This is a genomic window from Streptomyces sp. NPDC088157, assembly GCF_044741545.1.
Taxonomy (GTDB): Bacteria; Actinomycetota; Actinomycetes; order Streptomycetales; family Streptomycetaceae; genus Streptomyces.
On record NZ_JBIUSU010000012.1, the window covers coordinates 178,017 to 193,662 of the forward strand.

A 15,646-nucleotide genomic window follows, 5' to 3' on the forward strand; every position below is an offset into this window, starting at 1 on the left:
CGTACCTCCAACCCTCCTGGGCGGCGGGCGCGCGGACCATGGAGTCCGTCGGCGTCTTGGAAGGGGGGTTTTCCCTACCTCCCACGACCGTCGCCTGCCCCGCCCCTCTCGCCCCTCCGACCCTTACCCCCGCCGGTCCTTCCCGCCGCGGCTCCGCCAGGGCAACTCCGCGGTCACCGTCGTAGGGCCCCCCACCGGCGACTCGACGACGAACAGCCCGTCGACCGCGTCCAGCCGCTCCGCCAGCCCCCGCATCCCCGACCCGCCGTCGAGCCGCGCTCCGCCCCGGCCGTCGTCCCACACCTGGATGAGCAGCCGGTCGTCGGTCCGCCACACGTCGACGGACGCGGACCGGGCCGCGCTGTGCTTGCTGACGTTCTGGAGCAGCTCGGAGACGGTGAAGTAGGCGATGCCCTCGATGGCCTGGGCCGGCCTCGACGTCAGGTCGGCGGTCACCTTCACCGGCACCGTGCAGCGCGAGGCCACCGAGGACAACGCCGCGTCCAGCCCCCGGTCGGTGAGGACGGCCGGATGGATCCCTCGCGCCAGGTCCCGCAGTTCCTGGAGCGCGAGCTTCACCTCGCCGTGCGCCTCCTCCACCATCGCCGCCACGGCCTCGTCGGCCTGTCCCTCCAGCAGCTTCTCCTTCGCCAGGCCCAGTCCCATCGCCAGGTTGACCAACCGTGCCTGCGCCCCGTCGTGCAGGTCGCGCTCGATGCGGCGCAGATCGGCGGCCGCCGTGTCGACCACGACCCCCCGGTCCGACTCCAGCTCGGCGATCCGCCGCTCCAGCTCGTCGGAGGGCGACAGCAGGGCCCGCACCATCGCCCGGTCCGCGTTGGTCAGCCCACGCGCCAGGAACGGCAGCACCGGCCACAGCACGAACAGCGAAGGGACGACCACGCTGAACGTCAGGATCCCCCAGGGCATCCGGATGAAGTCGTACAACACCGTGCGCCAGGCCACCGGGTCCTTCAACGCCAGCCACAGCCGCGCGAAGAGGCCGCCCGCCCTGCGCAGCGGCAGCGGGCTCGGCTCGTCGATGCGCATCCCCAGCAGCACGCGGGCCCGCCCCCGCTCGAACCGGCCCATCAGCCGCGCCCCGGCCAGCCCGAGCGCGAGCAGCGGGAACCCGACCACGGTGACGGTCATCGCGGCGCCGCTGACGATCACCGTCATCACATAGGTGAACCCGATCAACGACATCGGCAGGTTCGTCAGAAGGTGCGTGATCTCCTTCCACGTCTGCGGGTCGTAGGCGAGACGGGCCGGCGGCAGATGTTCGTCGTCCTGCCCCGCCCCGGCCGGGGAAGAGGCCGTGGGATGGCCGGCTCTCGGCGGGAAGCCGCCCGCTCGCGTACTTCTCGGATCGGTACTCCCCTGGTCGGAGCTTCCCTGGTCGGAGTTTCCCGGGTCGGTGCTTCCCGGGTCGGAGGTGGATCGGCTGGCGGAAGCGGTCATATGGGCTAGCCTGCCGCGCCGCACGGCGCCGCGCCATGAGGTCTGCTGCCTTCCTCGACCGGGGGAAAACCCCCGCCCCGCAGACCGAGGTGTGACGGGCTGCTTACCGTCTCTTTATCAGGGCCTAGACTCGCGTGCGTACAGATCGTCGAACGGGCCTGCTGTCGAAGAGACAGAGGTCAGGGAGCGAGGGACGGGCGTGCGGGAACGGACCGTCGAGGTCGCGGCGGAAGTCGCCGCAGACTACTTCCAGTCCTACTCCGTCGTCGGACTGCTCGCCGTCGTCGGCGTGCTGTTCGTCGCCGTGGCGTTCGGCGCGGGGCGCCTGCTGCGCCCGGTGGTCCCCACGCCGGAGAAGCTCCTGACGTACGAGTGCGGCGTCGACCCCGTGGGCGAGGGCTGGGCCCACACCCAGGTCCGCTACTACGTCTACGCCTTCCTCTACGTGATCTTCGCCGTCGACTCGATCTTCCTCTTCCCCTGGGCGACGGTCTTCGCGGCCCCCGGCTACGGCGCCGCCACGCTCGTGGAGATGTTCATCTTCCTCGGCTTCCTGGCCGTGGGCCTGCTTTACGCCTACAAGAAGGGCGTCCTGACATGGACGTGACGCCGAAAGTGAATGCCCCGGACCAGCGGGATCCGTCGGACCAGCGGGATCAGTCGGGCCGGCCGGATCCGTCGGGCCGGCACGAACAGGTGCGCTCGGAACCCGTCCCGCTGCCCGCGCCGCAGCGCCTGGGCACCCTGGCCCGCCTGGCCCCGGAGCCGATGAAGGTGATCCTGAACTGGGGCCGCCGCTACTCGCTCTGGGTCTTCAACTTCGGCCTCGCCTGCTGCGCGATCGAGTTCATCGCCGCGTCGATGGCCCGCCACGACTTCATCCGCCTCGGTGTCATCCCCTTCGCGCCGGGCCCGCGCCAGGCCGACCTGATGGTCGTCTCCGGCACGGTCACGGACAAGATGGCCCCGGCCGTGAAGCGCCTCTACGAGCAGATGCCCGAGCCGAAGTACGTCATCTCCTTCGGCGCGTGCAGCAACTGCGGCGGCCCCTACTGGGACTCGTACTCGGTGACCAAGGGCGTCGACCAGATCATCCCGGTGGACGTGTATGTGCCGGGCTGCCCGCCGCGCCCGGAGGCGCTGCTCCAGGGCATCCTCAAGCTCCAGGAGAAGATCGCCCGGGAATCGTTGGGCGAGCGCTACGGCCCGACCGCGCCCCATCAGGCCGCCTCCCGCCCCTCGGCCCGCCCTTCGACGGCGGCCCTCCAGAGCGGCTTGGTGCGCCCCCCGGCCGCCCAGTCCCCTTCGGAGCCGTCGGGGGAGGACCGATGACCACGATCGGCTGGCTCCCCGCTTCCGCCGAGGACCTCTTCGGTTCCCGGACCACGGCCGAGGAGTCGTACGACGTCCTGACGGTCGACGTCCCTCCCTCATCCTGGACCGACGCCCTGCGCGTGGCCCGCGACCGCCTGTCCTGCACCTACTTCGACTGGCTGAGCGCGGTCGACGAACCCGGCACGGGCTTCCGCGTCTCGGCGCACGTGGTGGCCCTGTCCCCGGTGCGCCGGCTGCTGCTGCGCACGACGATCCCGCACGAGGCGCCGACCCTCGCCTCCGCCGTCGACGTCTACGCCGGCGCCACCTGGCACGAACGCGAGACACACGAGATGTTCGGCATCACCTTCGAGGGCCACCCGGCCCTGAACCACCTCCTCCTTCCGGAGACCTTCGAAGGCCACCCCCTGCGCAAGGACTTCGTTCTGGCGGCCCGCGTCGCCAAGGCGTGGCCCGGTGCGAAGGAGCCGGGAGAGTCCGAGCACGGCGGCCCCAAGCGCCGCCAGATGCTCCCTCCAGGCGTCCCCGACCCCAACGAATGGGGCCCCCAGAAGGGCCAACTCCCCCCCGCCCCGGCCCGCCCGGCCCGAGCGGCAGCGGGACGCGCGGCAGGGGCGGGCGCGGCAGCGGGACGCACGGCAGGCGACCGCCCGGTCCGCCGCGCCCGCACAGCATCGGAAGGCTCAGCAAGCCAGACGACAACCCCGCCCACCCCCGCCACACCGACAACACCGGCCACCCCCGCCACACCGACGCCACCGTCAGAGCCAGGAGCGCCCAGCACCCCGGCCCCGGGCACAGAAGCCCCATCACTCTCACCTACCTCTCCAGCCCCACCGGCTTCTTCGACTCCATCCGTTCCGGAAACTTCGGCCGGACCCCGCCGCGCCCGAAGCGCGAGCGCGGGCTCGGCCTCACCGCTGGCGGACGCCCTGCACTCCGCCGGTGCCGAAGGAACCGACCCCGCCACGGAGACGGCCCCGACGGAACCGACGGCTCCCGAGCCGGCCCCCCGCTCCCCGGCAGGACCGCGCCGCGCGCGCAGCGCCTCCCAGGGCTCGGCCTCCCAGCGCACCCAGCCGCCGACGACACCTTCCGACACCCCTACCCGCCCCTCCACGGCCCCCCGCAGCTCCGATGCCCCGTGGCACCACGCCCGCCCCGCCTTCGACGAACCCCAGCAGAACCCAGAACCGGGCGAGAAGCTGGAGCGGCAGCGGAGGCGGCCGGAGCCGATCGAGAAGCGTGAGCCGGAACAGAAGACGGAGCCGGGCGAGAAGCGCGAGTCGGAGGAAAATCCGGAGCCGAGCGGGAAGCGTGAGCCGGAACAGAAACCGGAGCCGATCGAGAAGCGCGAGCCGGAACAGAAGACGGAGGTGAGGGCCGAGCCGGAGTCCGACCCGGCGCCGAAGTCCGTCAGCCCCGAGCGGACCGCTCCCGGCCGGACCAGCCCCCGCCGGTCGAACCCCGCTGAGATGCCGTCGCCCGCTCACAGCGCGTCGCCCCCCACCGAGGGCACGGAACCCGACGCCCCCGACGCCCCCGAGGACCCCACAGGAGGCCGGCAGTGAACGACGCTCTCGACGTCGCCCTGCGACTTCTGGTCGTCTTCGTCGTCTTCCTCACTTTCCCCCTGATCGTCGGCCAGACCGAGCACAAGGTGATGGCCCACATGCAGGGCCGGCTGGGACCGATGTACGCGGGCGGCTTCCACGGCTGGGCCCAACTCGTCGCGGACGGCGTCAAGTTCGTACAGAAGGAGGACATCGTCCCCGCGGGCGCGGACCGCCGTATCTTCCAGCTCGCGCCGGCCGTGGCCCTCCTCCCGTACCTCCTGGTCCTTCTCGCCCTCCCCATCGGCCCGGGCGAGGGCGCAGTCGGCCAGGTCGTGGACGCGGGCGTCTTCTTCGTGCTCGCGGTGATGGGCGTCGGTGTGCTCGGCTCCCTCATGGCCGGCTGGGCCAGTGCCAACAAGTACTCCCTTCTCGGCGGCCTGCGCACCGCCGCTCAGCTCCTGGCCTACGAACTCCCGATGCTGCTCACCGCCGCCTCGGTGGCGATGGCAGCCGGCACGGTCTCCCTGCCCGGCATCGTCGACGCCTTCGAGTGGTGGTGGCTGCCCTGGCAGATCACCGGCGCGATCGTGTTCTTCGTCGCCGGTCTCGCCGAACTGCAGCGGCCGCCCTTCGACATGCCCGTCGCCGACTCGGAGATCATCTTCGGTGCGTACACCGAGTACACCGGCCTGCGCTTCGCTCTCTTCCTCCTCGCCGAGTACGCCGGAATCGTCGTCCTGTGCGGCCTGACCACCGTCCTCTTCCTGGGCGGCTGGCACGGCCCTTGGGGCGCCGACGGCCTCGGCTGGGTCTGGACCCTCCTCAAGGCCGCCGTCCTCGCCTTCGTCGTGATCTGGCTCCGCGTCACCTACCCCCGCCTGCGCGAGGACCAGCTTCAGAAGCTCTCCTGGACCCTCCTCGTCCCCCTCTCCCTCGCCCAGATCGCCCTCACCGGCATCGTCAAGGTGGTGATCCGGTAATGGCCCCCATCCCCGGCAGTGGCCTCGCCAAGGGCCTGGCCGTCACTCTCCGCACGATGACGCGGAAGACCGTCACCGAGCAGTACCCGGACGCCCAGCCCGAACTCCCGCCCCGTACCCGGGGCGTCATCGGCCTGTTCGAGGAGAACTGCACGGTCTGCATGCTCTGCGCCCGTGAGTGCCCCGACTGGTGCATCTACATCGACTCCCACAAGGAGACGGTCCCGCCCGCCGCCCCGGGCGGCCGCGAGCGCAGCCGCAACGTCCTCGACCGCTTCGCCATCGACTTCTCCCTGTGCATGTACTGCGGTATCTGCATCGAGGTCTGTCCTTTCGACGCCCTGTTCTGGTCCCCGGAGTTCGAGTACGCCGAGACCGACATCCACGAACTCACCCACGAACGCGACAAGCTCCGCGAGTGGATGTGGACCGTCCCGGCCCCACCCGCCCTCGACCCCGCCGCCGAGGAGCCGAAGGAGATCGCGGCCGCCCGCAAGGCGGCCGAGAAGCTGGCGGCGGCCCAGGCCACGTCGAACGCCCCCCAGTCACCCGAGCCGAACGCACCCCAGGGAGGAGAATCGTGATCCTCGCTCAGGCACACCACGGCTTTCTCTCCCCGACCGGCGTCGAGATCGCCTTCCTGCTCGTAGGCCTGGTCACCTTCGGTGCCGCCCTGGTCTCCGTGACCACCAAGCAGCTGGTGCACGCCGCCCTGTGGCTCGTGGTCACCCTCGGCGGCCTCGCCGTCGAGTACCTCCTGCTCACCGCCGAGTTCATCGCCTGGGTGCAGGTACTCATCTATGTCGGGTCCGTCGTCGTGCTCCTCCTCTTCGGTCTGATGCTCACCAAGGCCCCCATCGGCCGCTCTCCGGACGCGGACTCCGGCAACCGCTGGGCCGCTCTCACGGTGGCCGTCGCGGCGGCGACCGCCCTCGTCTGGGTGGTCGTCGACGCCTTCCGCGCCACCTGGATCGACCTGAACGGCCCGGCCGCCGGCTCCACCGAGGTCACCGGCGCGAGCCTCTTCCAGAACTGGGTCCTCCCCTTCGAGGCCCTCTCCGTCCTGCTCCTCGCGGCGCTGGTCGGCGCGATCGTCCTGTCCCGCAAGGCGAAGGCGGAGTCGAGCTCTCCCCCTGTGAACGCCCGAGGCGTCACCAGGAGTTCCCGGTCCGTCACAGAGAGTGCCCTTTCTGTCCCGGACGCCCGGACCGACCCGGCCGAGCAGGAAGGCACCCGCTGATGCACCTCGCCTATCCCGCCGTCCTGTCCGCCCTTCTCTTCTGCACCGGTCTCTACGGCGTCCTCGCCCGGCGCAACGCGATCCTCGTCCTGATGTCCGTCGAGCTGATGCTCAACGCCGTCAACCTCAACCTGGTCGCCTTCGACGTCTGGCTCAGCAGGACCGCCGAGGAGACCCTGCACTCCGGTCAGGCCCTGACCTTGTTCACGATCGCCATCGCCGCCGCCGAGATCGGCATCGGCCTGGCGATCGTCCTCGCCGTCCACCGCAACCGGGGCACCGCGGACATCGACCGGCTCCGAGACACCGCTGAAGGCCACGAGAGCCCCGCGACCGACGGTCCCGAAAGCGACACCCCCGCGACCGGAACGGCCGCCGAGAAGGCTGAGGCCACCGCGTGACCACGACCACCCTCGCCGTCCTCGTCCCCCTCCTGCCGTTCCTGGGCGCCGCCGCCGGCCTGCTCCTCGGCCGCACCGCCCCTGGCTTCGTGCGCCCGCTCGCCGTCCTGCCGACGCTCGCCGCGCTCGTACTGGCCGCGATCGTCGCCGTACGCCAGGGTGGAGGCGCCTCCGTCGAGGCGGCCACCGAACTGACTCCCACCGGCTCGGTTCCGATCGAACTGGCCCTGTACATCGACGGCTTCGCCGCCCTCGTCGCCGTCCTGGTCGGGCTCGTCGCCACCTGCGTGCAGATCTACTCGACCGGCTACCTGCGCGAGGACCCGCGCTACCCCTCGTACGCCGCGCTCGTCTCCCTCTTCACCTCCGCGATGCTCCTGGTCGTCTACTCCGGAGACCTGATCGTGCTGCTGGTCGGCTGGGAAGTCATGGGCATCTGCTCCTACTTCCTGGTCGGCCACTACTGGGAGACCCCGGAGGCCCGCGCCGCCTCCATCAAGGCCTTCCTGGTCACCAAACTCGGCGACGTCCCCTTCCTCATCGGCCTGTTCGCCCTTGCCACCGACGCCGGGTCCTTCCGGATCACGGAGGTCCTCGCCACAGTCGCCCACGGCGGACTCGACCACCCGACCCTCGTCGCTCTGCTGCTCCTCGCGGGCGTGGCCGGCAAGTCCGCTCAGTTCCCGCTGCACACCTGGCTCCCGGACGCGATGGCGGGCCCCACGCCCGTCTCCGCGCTGATCCACGCCGCGACGATGGTCGCCGCCGGCGTCTACTTCGTCGCCCGTCTCCTCCCGGTCTTCGAGGCCTCCTCGGCCGCGATGGTGGTGCTCGCCGCGATGGCCGCCGTCACGATGGTCGGCTCGGGCCTGGCCGCCCTCGCCCAGGACGACATCAAGCGCGTCCTCGCCTACTCGACGATGGGCCAACTCGGCTACATGACCGGCGCCCTCGCCGTCGGCGATCGCGGTGCCGCCGTCTTCCACCTCCTCTCGCACGGCGCCTTCAAGGCGCTGCTGTTCCTCGCGGCGGGCGTGATCATCCACGCCGCCGGCACCAACTCGCTGGCCGCGATGTCCCGCATGAGCCATCTGCGCGACCGCATCCCCGACGCCTACTGGACGATGACCGTGGCGCTGCTCGCGCTCGCCGCGATCCCGCCGTTCAGCGGCTTCTTCTCCAAGGAGTCGGTCCTCGGCGCCGCCGAGCACATCACCGCAGGCCACACCGAGCACGCGCCCGGCGCCGCGGGCTGGATCGTCCTCGTCGCCGGTCTGCTCGCCGCCCTCCTCACCGCCGCGTACGCGACCCGCCTGTGGCTGCTGACGTTTTACGGCCGGGGCGCCGAGGCCCCCGACCACGGCCGCCAGCCCCTGACCATGACCGTGGTGTTGTGGGTCCTGGCCGTTCCGTCCCTCGCCCTCGGCGGGTTCGCCTACCGCGCCCTCCCCGACTGGTTCGACGGCAACGACCTCGCCCCGACCCTCACCACGTCCGTCCTCGGCACGGGCGTGGCCCTGGGCGGCGGACTCGTCACGTACGCCGCCTGGCGCCATCTCACCGGGACCGCCGCCCGCGTCCCCCTGGGCGCGGTCGCCGCCCACCCCGAGGGCGACGCGGGACTCGTCGAGGCCGAAGCCATCGCGACGCACGCGCCGGCCTACGGAGACGTGGCCTCCGCTCCCGACCCGGCGGACCCCGGACGGCTCCTGCTCGGCCCGCTGCACCGCCACGCGGCCGTTGGCTTCCACCTAGACGCCGTGTACCAGGCACTGTTCGTCCGCCCGGTCCAGGCCGGCGCGAGTCTCGTCCGGTTCCTCGACCGCGAGGTCGTCGACACCTACGTACGCGGCGCGGGCGCCCTGCCCCGCTGGCTGGGGGCCGCCGTGCGGCGCGCCCAGACCGGAAATCTCCAGACCTATGTGAGCGCGCTGCTCGCCGGCACCGTCGTCCTGGCGGTCGCCGCCCTTCTCGTCGCTTCGGGAGCGTGAGCAGGCGTGATCGATATCAACGCGTCCGTGATGCAGTTCCTTCTGGCATTCATCGTGGTCGGCCCGCTCCTCGGCGCCGTCGCCGCTCTTCTGCCCGCCCCGCCCGGGCTGAAGGGGAAGTCACCCGAGCAGGCCGTGCTGCGGCACGGCGTGACCGTGACCGGCGCGGTCCTCCTCGCCGCGATCGTCCTCGCGCTCGGCTTCGACCACGACCATCCCTCGAAGATGCAGGCCAGTACGGACATCAGCTGGATCCCCGCACTCGACGTGCGCATCCACCTCGGCATCGACGGCATCTCCCTCCCCCTGCTGGTCCTGACCGCGCTGCTGACCTTCCTCTGCGCGGTGTACTCCTACTTCAAGCAACAACATCAGCGGCCGACGCCGCAGGCCTCGGACCCGTCCCCGAAAGCGTTCGTCGCGCTGGTGCTGGTCCTCGAGTCCGGTACCCTCGCGGCCTTCGCCGTCCTCGACCTGCTGCTGTTCTTCCTCGCCTTCGAGATGGTCCTCGTCCCGATGTACTTCCTCATCGCCCGCTGGGGCGGTGCGGGTCGGACCCGGGCCGCCTGGAAGTTCATCCTCTTCACCCTGCTCGGGTCCGTGGTCATGCTGCTCGGCCTGCTCCTGATCGGAATCAAGGCGGGCACATTCGACATGGTGGCACTCGCCACTGACAACGGCCGGTCGCTGACCACATCGGTGCAGGTCATCGCCGTTCTCGCGATCGGGATCGGGCTCGCCGTCAAAACCCCGATGTGGCCGCTGCACAGCTGGCTGCCCGACGCCCACACCGCCGCCCCGACCATCGGTTCGGTCCTGCTGGCCGGCGTGCTGCTGAAGATGGGTACGTACGGGTTCGTCCGGATCCTGCTACCCGTCGCACCGGACGGCTTCCGCACCTTCGCGCCCTACCTCGCCGCCTTCGCCGTCGTCGGGATCATCTACGGATCCCTGGCCTGCCTGGCCCTCGCCAAGCAGGGCGCGAAGGGCGACCTCAAACGCCTCATCGCCTACTCCTCCGTCGGACACATGGGCTTCGTCCTGCTCGGCATCGCGACCATGACCCCGACCGGCGTGAACGGCGCCCTGTTCGCCAACATCGCCCACGGCCTCATCACCGGCCTCCTCTTCTTCCTGGTCGGAGCCCTGAAGGACCGCACCGGCACGACCGACCTGGACACCCTCGCCGAGCAGACCGGCGCCGCGCTCTACGGCCGGACCCCCCGCCTCGGCGGCCTCCTCGCCTTCGCCGCCGTCGCCTCGCTCGGCCTGCCGGGCCTGGCCGGCTTCTGGGGCGAGATGCTGGCCCTCTTCGGCGCCTTCGACCCCGCCGACGACCTCAGCCGCCCCGCCTTCCTCACCTTCACGGCGATCGCCGCGTTCGGCACACTGCTGACGGCCGCGTACCTGCTCGTCGTGGTCCGCCGCGTCTGCATGGGTGCCGTCCCGCAGGACGCCCCACGCCTCGCCGACGTGCAGACCTACGAGTTCGCGGCCTGGGCCCCGCTCGTCGCCCTCACCGTCGTCGCCGGCCTGTGGCCGAAGGTCCTCCTCGGTCTGACCGATCCGGCCGTGCAGCAACTCCTCGCAGGAGGCACCCGATGAGCGCACTGGCCCAACCCGTGCTCCAGCCCCTGACCGCATCGGTGGTCCAGTCCGTCGACTGGCTGGCCATCGCACCGCCCACCCTCGCGGCGGTCGTCGCCCTCGTCGTCCTCGTCGCCGACCTCTTCGTCGACGACGCCCGCAAGCCGCTCCTCGGCTGGTTCTCGGTCGCGGGCCTCGCTGCCTCCACGGCTCTCCTGCTGCCCCTCCTGGACGGCGACCGCTCCACCTTCTGCCTGACCGGCGACACACGCGTGTGCAGCTACACGGCGGACCGCTTCACCCTCGTCATCCAGTTCCTGGTGCTCGGGGGAGCGCTACTGGCGGCCCTGCTGTCGGTCACCGCACTGAAGGACGCGCGCGGGCGGCTCCCCGAAGGCGAGTTCTGGTTTCTGCTCCTGTCCTCCGCCGCCGGTGCCGCCCTGCTGCCCGCCTCCCGCGACCTCGCCACCCTCGTCGTCGCCCTGGAGGTCGCGTCCCTGCCCGCCTTCGCCCTCGTCGGCATCCGGCACGGCGACCGCAGGTCCTCCGAGGCGGCCCTGAAGTTCTTCCTGTCGTCCGTCACCGCGACCACCGTCAGCCTTCTGGGCATCAGCTTCGTGTACGCGACGACCGGAACCCTCTACCTCACCCAGGTCGCCGACCGCATCCAGCACGTCGACGGCCAACTGCACACCCTGGCCCAGACCGGTGTCGTCCTCACCCTCATCGGCTTCGCCTTCAAGACGGCCGCCGTCCCCTTCCACTTCTGGGTGCCCGACACCTACGTCGGTGCCCCGCTGCCCATCGCCGCCTACCTGTCGGTCGTCGGCAAGGCCGTCGGCTTCTCCGGCCTCATCCTCGTCACCGTCATCGGCTTCCCCTCGTACGCCGACGTCTGGGGCCCCGCCCTGGCCGCGCTGGCCGCCCTCACCATGACCGTCGGCAACGTCGGCGCACTCCGCCAGCAGGCCACACGCGCGTACAGCGCCGTACGCCTGCTCGCCTGGTCGTCCGTGGGCCAAGCCGGCTATCTCCTGGTACCGATCGCCGCCGCCGCGTACTCCGACGACGCCGAGCACGCCATCGGCTCCACCGTCGCCTACGCCCTCATGTACGCCGCCGTGAACCTCGGCGCCTTCGCGGTGGCCGCGCTGGTGGGCCGTACCAGCACGACGAACCGGATCACGGACTACCGGGGCCTCTACGCGAAGAACCCTCTGACAGCCCTCCTCCTGGCCTTCTTCCTGCTCTGCCTCGCCGGACTGCCGCCGGGCATCATCGGCCTCTTCGCGAAGGTCACCGTCTTCTCGGCAGCCGTCGACGCGGGCCTCGGCTGGCTCGCGGTCGTCATGGCCGTCAACGTGGTGATCGCCCTGTACTACTACCTGCAGTGGACGGCCCTGCTCTTCCGCGCCCCCGAAGGCGAGCCCGAGAAGCACCGCGTCCCCGCCCCGCTCACGGCCGCGATCACCCTCACAGCGGCCCTCGGCATCGCCCTCTCCGGAGCACCCCAGCTGATCCTGCGCTTCGCCGGCACCGGCCTCTTCTGAGTCCTCACGCGCGCGTACCTCCGTCCTCACCCGGACGGCCCACGCCCCTGCCCGCAGGCACAAGGGAACTAGTGCCTCCCGCCTGGCGTTGACCAGTACGGGAGGGTGCACTGGACGTGACACCACGGCACAGTGCCACCGGAGAACAAGAGACTCGCTAGCAAAGGGTTCCCCTGCTGCACGACTTGGAGGGCGTACCGTGCACCGCCGGCACAACGGGCTCAGGACCGCAGTACTCCTCGGGGGACTGTCCGCACTCATCATCCTCATCGGCAGCTTCTTCGGCCGCATGGGGCTGGTCGTCGCGGTCCTGATCGCCCTCGGCACCAACGCGTACGCGTACTGGAACAGCGACAAGCTGGCGCTACGCGCGATGCGCGCCCGCCCGGTCAGCGAGTTCGAGGCCCCCGCCCTGTACCGGATGGTCCGTGACCTCTCCACCCAGGCTCGCCAGCCCATGCCCCGCCTGTACATCTCCCCGACCGAGGCACCCAACGCCTTCGCCACCGGCCGCAACCCGCGCAACGCCGCGGTGTGCTGCACGGACGGCATCCTGCGGCTCCTCGACGAGCGCGAACTGCGCGGCGTCATCGGCCACGAGCTCAGCCACGTCTACAACCGGGACATCCTGATCTCCTCGGTCGCCGGCGCACTCGCCTCGGTGATCATGTTCCTGGTCAACTTCGCCTGGCTGATCCCGATCGGCCGCTCGGACGACGACGACGGCCCCGGCATCCTCGGCATGCTCCTGATCATGATCCTCGGCCCGCTCGCCGCCAGCCTCATCCAGCTCGCCATCAGCCGCTCCCGGGAATTCGAGGCGGACGCGTCCGGCGCCCAGCTCACCGGTGACCCGTTGGCCCTCGCGAGCGCGCTGCGCAAACTGGAGACAGGCACCAAACAGCTTCCGCTGCCTCCTGAGCCCCGTATCGAGACCGCAAGCCACATGATGATCGCGAATCCCTTTCGTCCGGGCCAGGGACTCTCCAAGATGTTCTCGACACACCCGCCGATGGCGGACCGCATCGCCCGGCTCGAGAAAATGGCAGGTCGATTCCAGTGAAGACCATCCTGAACGTCATCTGGCTGATCCTGAGCGGCTTCTGGCTGTTCCTCGCCTACCTGGCCGCGGGAGCTCTGCTCTGCATCACGATCATCGGCATTCCTTTCGGCCTAGCCGCGTTCCGTATCGGAATCTTCGCTCTCTGGCCCTTCGGCTACACGACGATCGAGCGTCGTGACGCGGGTGCGCCCTCCTGCCTCGGCAACGTGCTCTGGCTGATCCTCGCGGGCTGGTGGCTGGCCATCGGACACATCGTCACCGGATTCCTCCTCTGCCTGACCGTCATCGGCATCCCGTTCGGCATCGCGAACTTCAAGCTGATCCCGGTCTCGCTGTTCCCACTCGGCCGCGAGATCGTGCCCACGGACCAGCCGTTCGCGTCCCGCTGACGGGGCGAGCCCCAACCGCTCGTCGTCCACGACCGGTCGGCCGTCCGCTCGTAGGTTGTCCACAGACGGCGGGTTGTCCACAGGCCGGCCCGGTCGTCAGTGACGGGTTGCATGATGAACGCATGACCGAGAACGAGCAGTTGCAGGCGAGGGTGGCGGCCAAGGCGGCCGCCACCCGCCCCTGGGGTTGGCCTTCGCTCCCCGACCCCGTGGACGCGGACACGGTGGTCCGCGCCGAGGCCGCCCTCGGCTTCCGACTGCCACCCCTGCTCGCCGACCTCTACCTGCGTACAGGGGACGGCGGATTCGGCCCGGAGTACGGACTGCTGCCCCTGCTCGACAGCTCTCCGGCCGGTGAACCCGCCTCCGTCCCGCAGTACCTCGCCAATCGCGCAAGCGGTCACGAGGACCCGGACTGGCCCTGGCCAGAGGGTGTCCTGCCGATATCCCATTGGGGCTGCGCCATGTACGCGTGCGTGGACTGCCATTCCCCGCAGGCGACGGTCCTGCTCTTCGAACCGAACTCCGGCGACCCCGACCACGCCTGGTTCGTCGACGCCCCGAGCCTCGCCGGCTGGCTGCAAGCCTGGCTCGACGGCACTGGCTGGTACGACGCCCTGAACGATGACCTGGAACTGGCTCCGTGGAACGAGTTCCGCATACGTACGGCGACGACCGGGAGAACGACGCCATAGCAGCCTGCTGCCATGTAGTCGTTGGCCCGCCTGCCCGCCTGCCCGCCTGCCCGCCTGCCCGCCTGCCCGCCTGCCCGCCTGCCTCGCCGTCGGACGGCTGCCGCGTGCCCGCCGCCCAGCGCGGCCGTACAGCTAACGTGCGCCCGTCCAGCGCCGCCGCACGCCGTACGCGAGTGCGCCGACCGCCAGCACTCCCGCCCCCGCGACGACCGAAGCCGCCGGCAGGGCGAACGCGAGCACCGCGCAGCCCAGGAGCCCCACCGCAGGCAGCAACCGCTTCGCCGGGGCCGAATCAAGCGTCCAGGCCGACGCGTTGGCAACCGCGTAGTACGCCAGCACACCGAAGGAGGAGAACCCGATGGCGCCCCGGACGTCCACCGTGGCGGCCAGCACCGCGATCACCGCGCCCACGGCGAGTTCGGCCCGGTGCGGTACCTGGAAGCGCGGATGTACGGCTGACAGGGCGCCGGGCAGATGCCCGTCCCGTGCCATGGCGAGAGTCGTGCGTGAGACGCCCAGGATGAGGGCGAGGAGCGAGCCCAGCGCCGCCACAGCGGCCCCGATCCGTACCACCGGCACCAGCCCCGGCACCCCCGCCGCCCGCACCGCGTCGGCCAACGGGGCTCCCGCCAGCGCCAGACCGCCCGACCCCAGCACGGAAAGGACAGAGACCGCCACACACGCGTACACGACCAGTGTGATGCCCAGGGCCAGGGGGATCGCGCGGGGGATGGTGCGCGCAGGATCCCGTACCTCCTCACCCAGGGTCGCGATGCGGGCGTACCCGGCGAAGGCGAAGAACAGCAGGCCGGCGGCCGTCAGCACCCCGCCGACGCCCCCGGAGAGCCCGACGTCCAGCCGCCCTTCGTCCGCTGCGCCGGACCCCAGACACACGACCGCCACGGAAGCGAGGACCGCCAGGACCACCGCCACGATCGCCCGCGTCAGCCAGGCCGACTTCTGGACGCCGCCGTAGTTCACCGCGGTCAGCGCGACCACGGCCGCGACCGCCACCGCGTGGGCCTGCCCCGGCCAGACGTACGCCCCGACCGTCAGAGCCATCGCCGCACAGGAGGCCGTCTTCCCGACCACGAACGACCAGCCCGCGAGATACCCCCAGAACACGCCGAGCCGCTCGCGGCCGTACACGTACGTGCCGCCCGAGGCCGGATACAGCGCGGCCAGTCGCGCCGACGACATGGCGTTGCAGTAGGCGACCAGCGCGGCGAGCCCGAGTCCGAGCAGGAGCCCGGAGCCCGCGGCTTGCGCGGCGGGAGCGAGCGCGGCGAAGACGCCGGCACCGATCATCGATCCGAGCCCGATGACCACGGCGTCGCCGACGCCCAGGGTCCGCCGCAGCGCGGCACCCGATCCGGACTGTGTCATGGCCCGCACCCT

At 71.0% G+C, this 15,646-nt stretch carries 15 protein-coding genes; 13 read left to right on the forward strand and 2 right to left on the reverse strand.

Going from position 1 to position 15,646, the window contains the following annotated elements; all coding sequences use genetic code 11:
• Window positions 1-123: 123 nt before the first annotated feature.
• On the reverse strand, window positions 124-1,461 hold the full coding sequence (locus ACIPFH_RS38055; RefSeq protein ID WP_401833891.1) for a sensor histidine kinase: 1,338 nt from the start codon (window positions 1,459-1,461) through the stop codon (window positions 124-126).
• A 199-nt stretch (window positions 1,462-1,660) separates the two neighbouring features.
• Between ACIPFH_RS38055 and ACIPFH_RS38060 the strand changes: the two genes are divergently transcribed.
• The 13 genes from ACIPFH_RS38060 to ACIPFH_RS38120 all read left to right on the forward strand — a co-directional run bounded on the left by ACIPFH_RS38060 (window position 1,661) and on the right by ACIPFH_RS38120 (window position 14,248).
• Window positions 1,661-2,068, forward strand: a complete 408-nt coding sequence (locus tag ACIPFH_RS38060; RefSeq protein WP_356247383.1) for an NADH-quinone oxidoreductase subunit A — start codon at window positions 1,661-1,663, stop codon at window positions 2,066-2,068.
• Window positions 2,059-2,793 (forward strand): NADH-quinone oxidoreductase subunit B, encoded by a 735-nt coding sequence (locus ACIPFH_RS38065; protein ID WP_401833893.1) that lies wholly within the window; start codon window positions 2,059-2,061, stop codon window positions 2,791-2,793. The genes ACIPFH_RS38060 and ACIPFH_RS38065 overlap by 10 nt, the downstream gene beginning before the upstream one ends.
• Window positions 2,790-4,367: an NADH-quinone oxidoreductase subunit C gene (locus ACIPFH_RS38070; RefSeq protein ID WP_401833896.1), complete on the forward strand. Its 1,578-nt coding sequence runs from the start codon at window positions 2,790-2,792 to the stop codon at window positions 4,365-4,367. Before ACIPFH_RS38065 ends, ACIPFH_RS38070 begins: the two co-directional genes overlap by 4 nt.
• Window positions 4,364-5,332 (forward strand): complex I subunit 1 family protein, encoded by a 969-nt coding sequence (locus ACIPFH_RS38075; protein WP_356247389.1) that lies wholly within the window; start codon window positions 4,364-4,366, stop codon window positions 5,330-5,332. Before ACIPFH_RS38070 ends, ACIPFH_RS38075 begins: the two co-directional genes overlap by 4 nt.
• Window positions 5,332-5,916, forward strand: a complete 585-nt coding sequence (locus ACIPFH_RS38080; protein ID WP_401833898.1) for a NuoI/complex I 23 kDa subunit family protein — start codon at window positions 5,332-5,334, stop codon at window positions 5,914-5,916. Before ACIPFH_RS38075 ends, ACIPFH_RS38080 begins: the two co-directional genes overlap by 1 nt.
• The gene (locus ACIPFH_RS38085; RefSeq protein ID WP_401833900.1) at window positions 5,913-6,572 is read left to right on the forward strand and encodes an NADH-quinone oxidoreductase subunit J; all 660 of its coding nucleotides are present in this window, start codon (window positions 5,913-5,915) and stop codon (window positions 6,570-6,572) included. The genes ACIPFH_RS38080 and ACIPFH_RS38085 overlap by 4 nt, the downstream gene beginning before the upstream one ends.
• Window positions 6,572-6,973, forward strand: coding sequence for an NADH-quinone oxidoreductase subunit NuoK (gene nuoK / locus ACIPFH_RS38090; protein WP_401833902.1), 402 nt, complete (start codon window positions 6,572-6,574; stop codon window positions 6,971-6,973). The genes ACIPFH_RS38085 and nuoK overlap by 1 nt, the downstream gene beginning before the upstream one ends.
• Window positions 6,970-8,964 (forward strand): NADH-quinone oxidoreductase subunit L, encoded by a 1,995-nt coding sequence (locus ACIPFH_RS38095; RefSeq protein ID WP_401833905.1) that lies wholly within the window; start codon window positions 6,970-6,972, stop codon window positions 8,962-8,964. Before nuoK ends, ACIPFH_RS38095 begins: the two co-directional genes overlap by 4 nt.
• A 6-nt stretch (window positions 8,965-8,970) precedes the next feature.
• Window positions 8,971-10,569 (forward strand): NADH-quinone oxidoreductase subunit M, encoded by a 1,599-nt coding sequence (locus ACIPFH_RS38100; protein ID WP_401833906.1) that lies wholly within the window; start codon window positions 8,971-8,973, stop codon window positions 10,567-10,569.
• The gene (locus tag ACIPFH_RS38105; protein WP_401833908.1) at window positions 10,566-12,101 is read left to right on the forward strand and encodes an NADH-quinone oxidoreductase subunit N; all 1,536 of its coding nucleotides are present in this window, start codon (window positions 10,566-10,568) and stop codon (window positions 12,099-12,101) included. The genes ACIPFH_RS38100 and ACIPFH_RS38105 overlap by 4 nt, the downstream gene beginning before the upstream one ends.
• Before the next feature lie 199 nt (window positions 12,102-12,300).
• A complete protein-coding gene (gene htpX, locus ACIPFH_RS38110; protein ID WP_401833909.1) occupies window positions 12,301-13,164 on the forward strand; it encodes a zinc metalloprotease HtpX in 864 nt (287 codons plus the stop codon).
• Complete coding sequence (locus tag ACIPFH_RS38115; RefSeq protein WP_401833911.1) at window positions 13,161-13,553, forward strand: YccF domain-containing protein; 393 nt, start codon at window positions 13,161-13,163, stop codon at window positions 13,551-13,553. Before htpX ends, ACIPFH_RS38115 begins: the two co-directional genes overlap by 4 nt.
• A 122-nt stretch (window positions 13,554-13,675) precedes the next feature.
• A complete protein-coding gene (locus tag ACIPFH_RS38120) occupies window positions 13,676-14,248 on the forward strand; it encodes an SMI1/KNR4 family protein (RefSeq protein ID WP_401833913.1) in 573 nt (190 codons plus the stop codon).
• 132 nt (window positions 14,249-14,380) lie between these two features.
• On the opposite strand, the gene ACIPFH_RS38125 is transcribed toward ACIPFH_RS38120, so the two are convergent.
• The gene (locus ACIPFH_RS38125; RefSeq protein ID WP_401833915.1) at window positions 14,381-15,634 is read right to left on the reverse strand and encodes an APC family permease; all 1,254 of its coding nucleotides are present in this window, start codon (window positions 15,632-15,634) and stop codon (window positions 14,381-14,383) included.
• Between the last annotated feature and the right edge of the window lie 12 nt (window positions 15,635-15,646).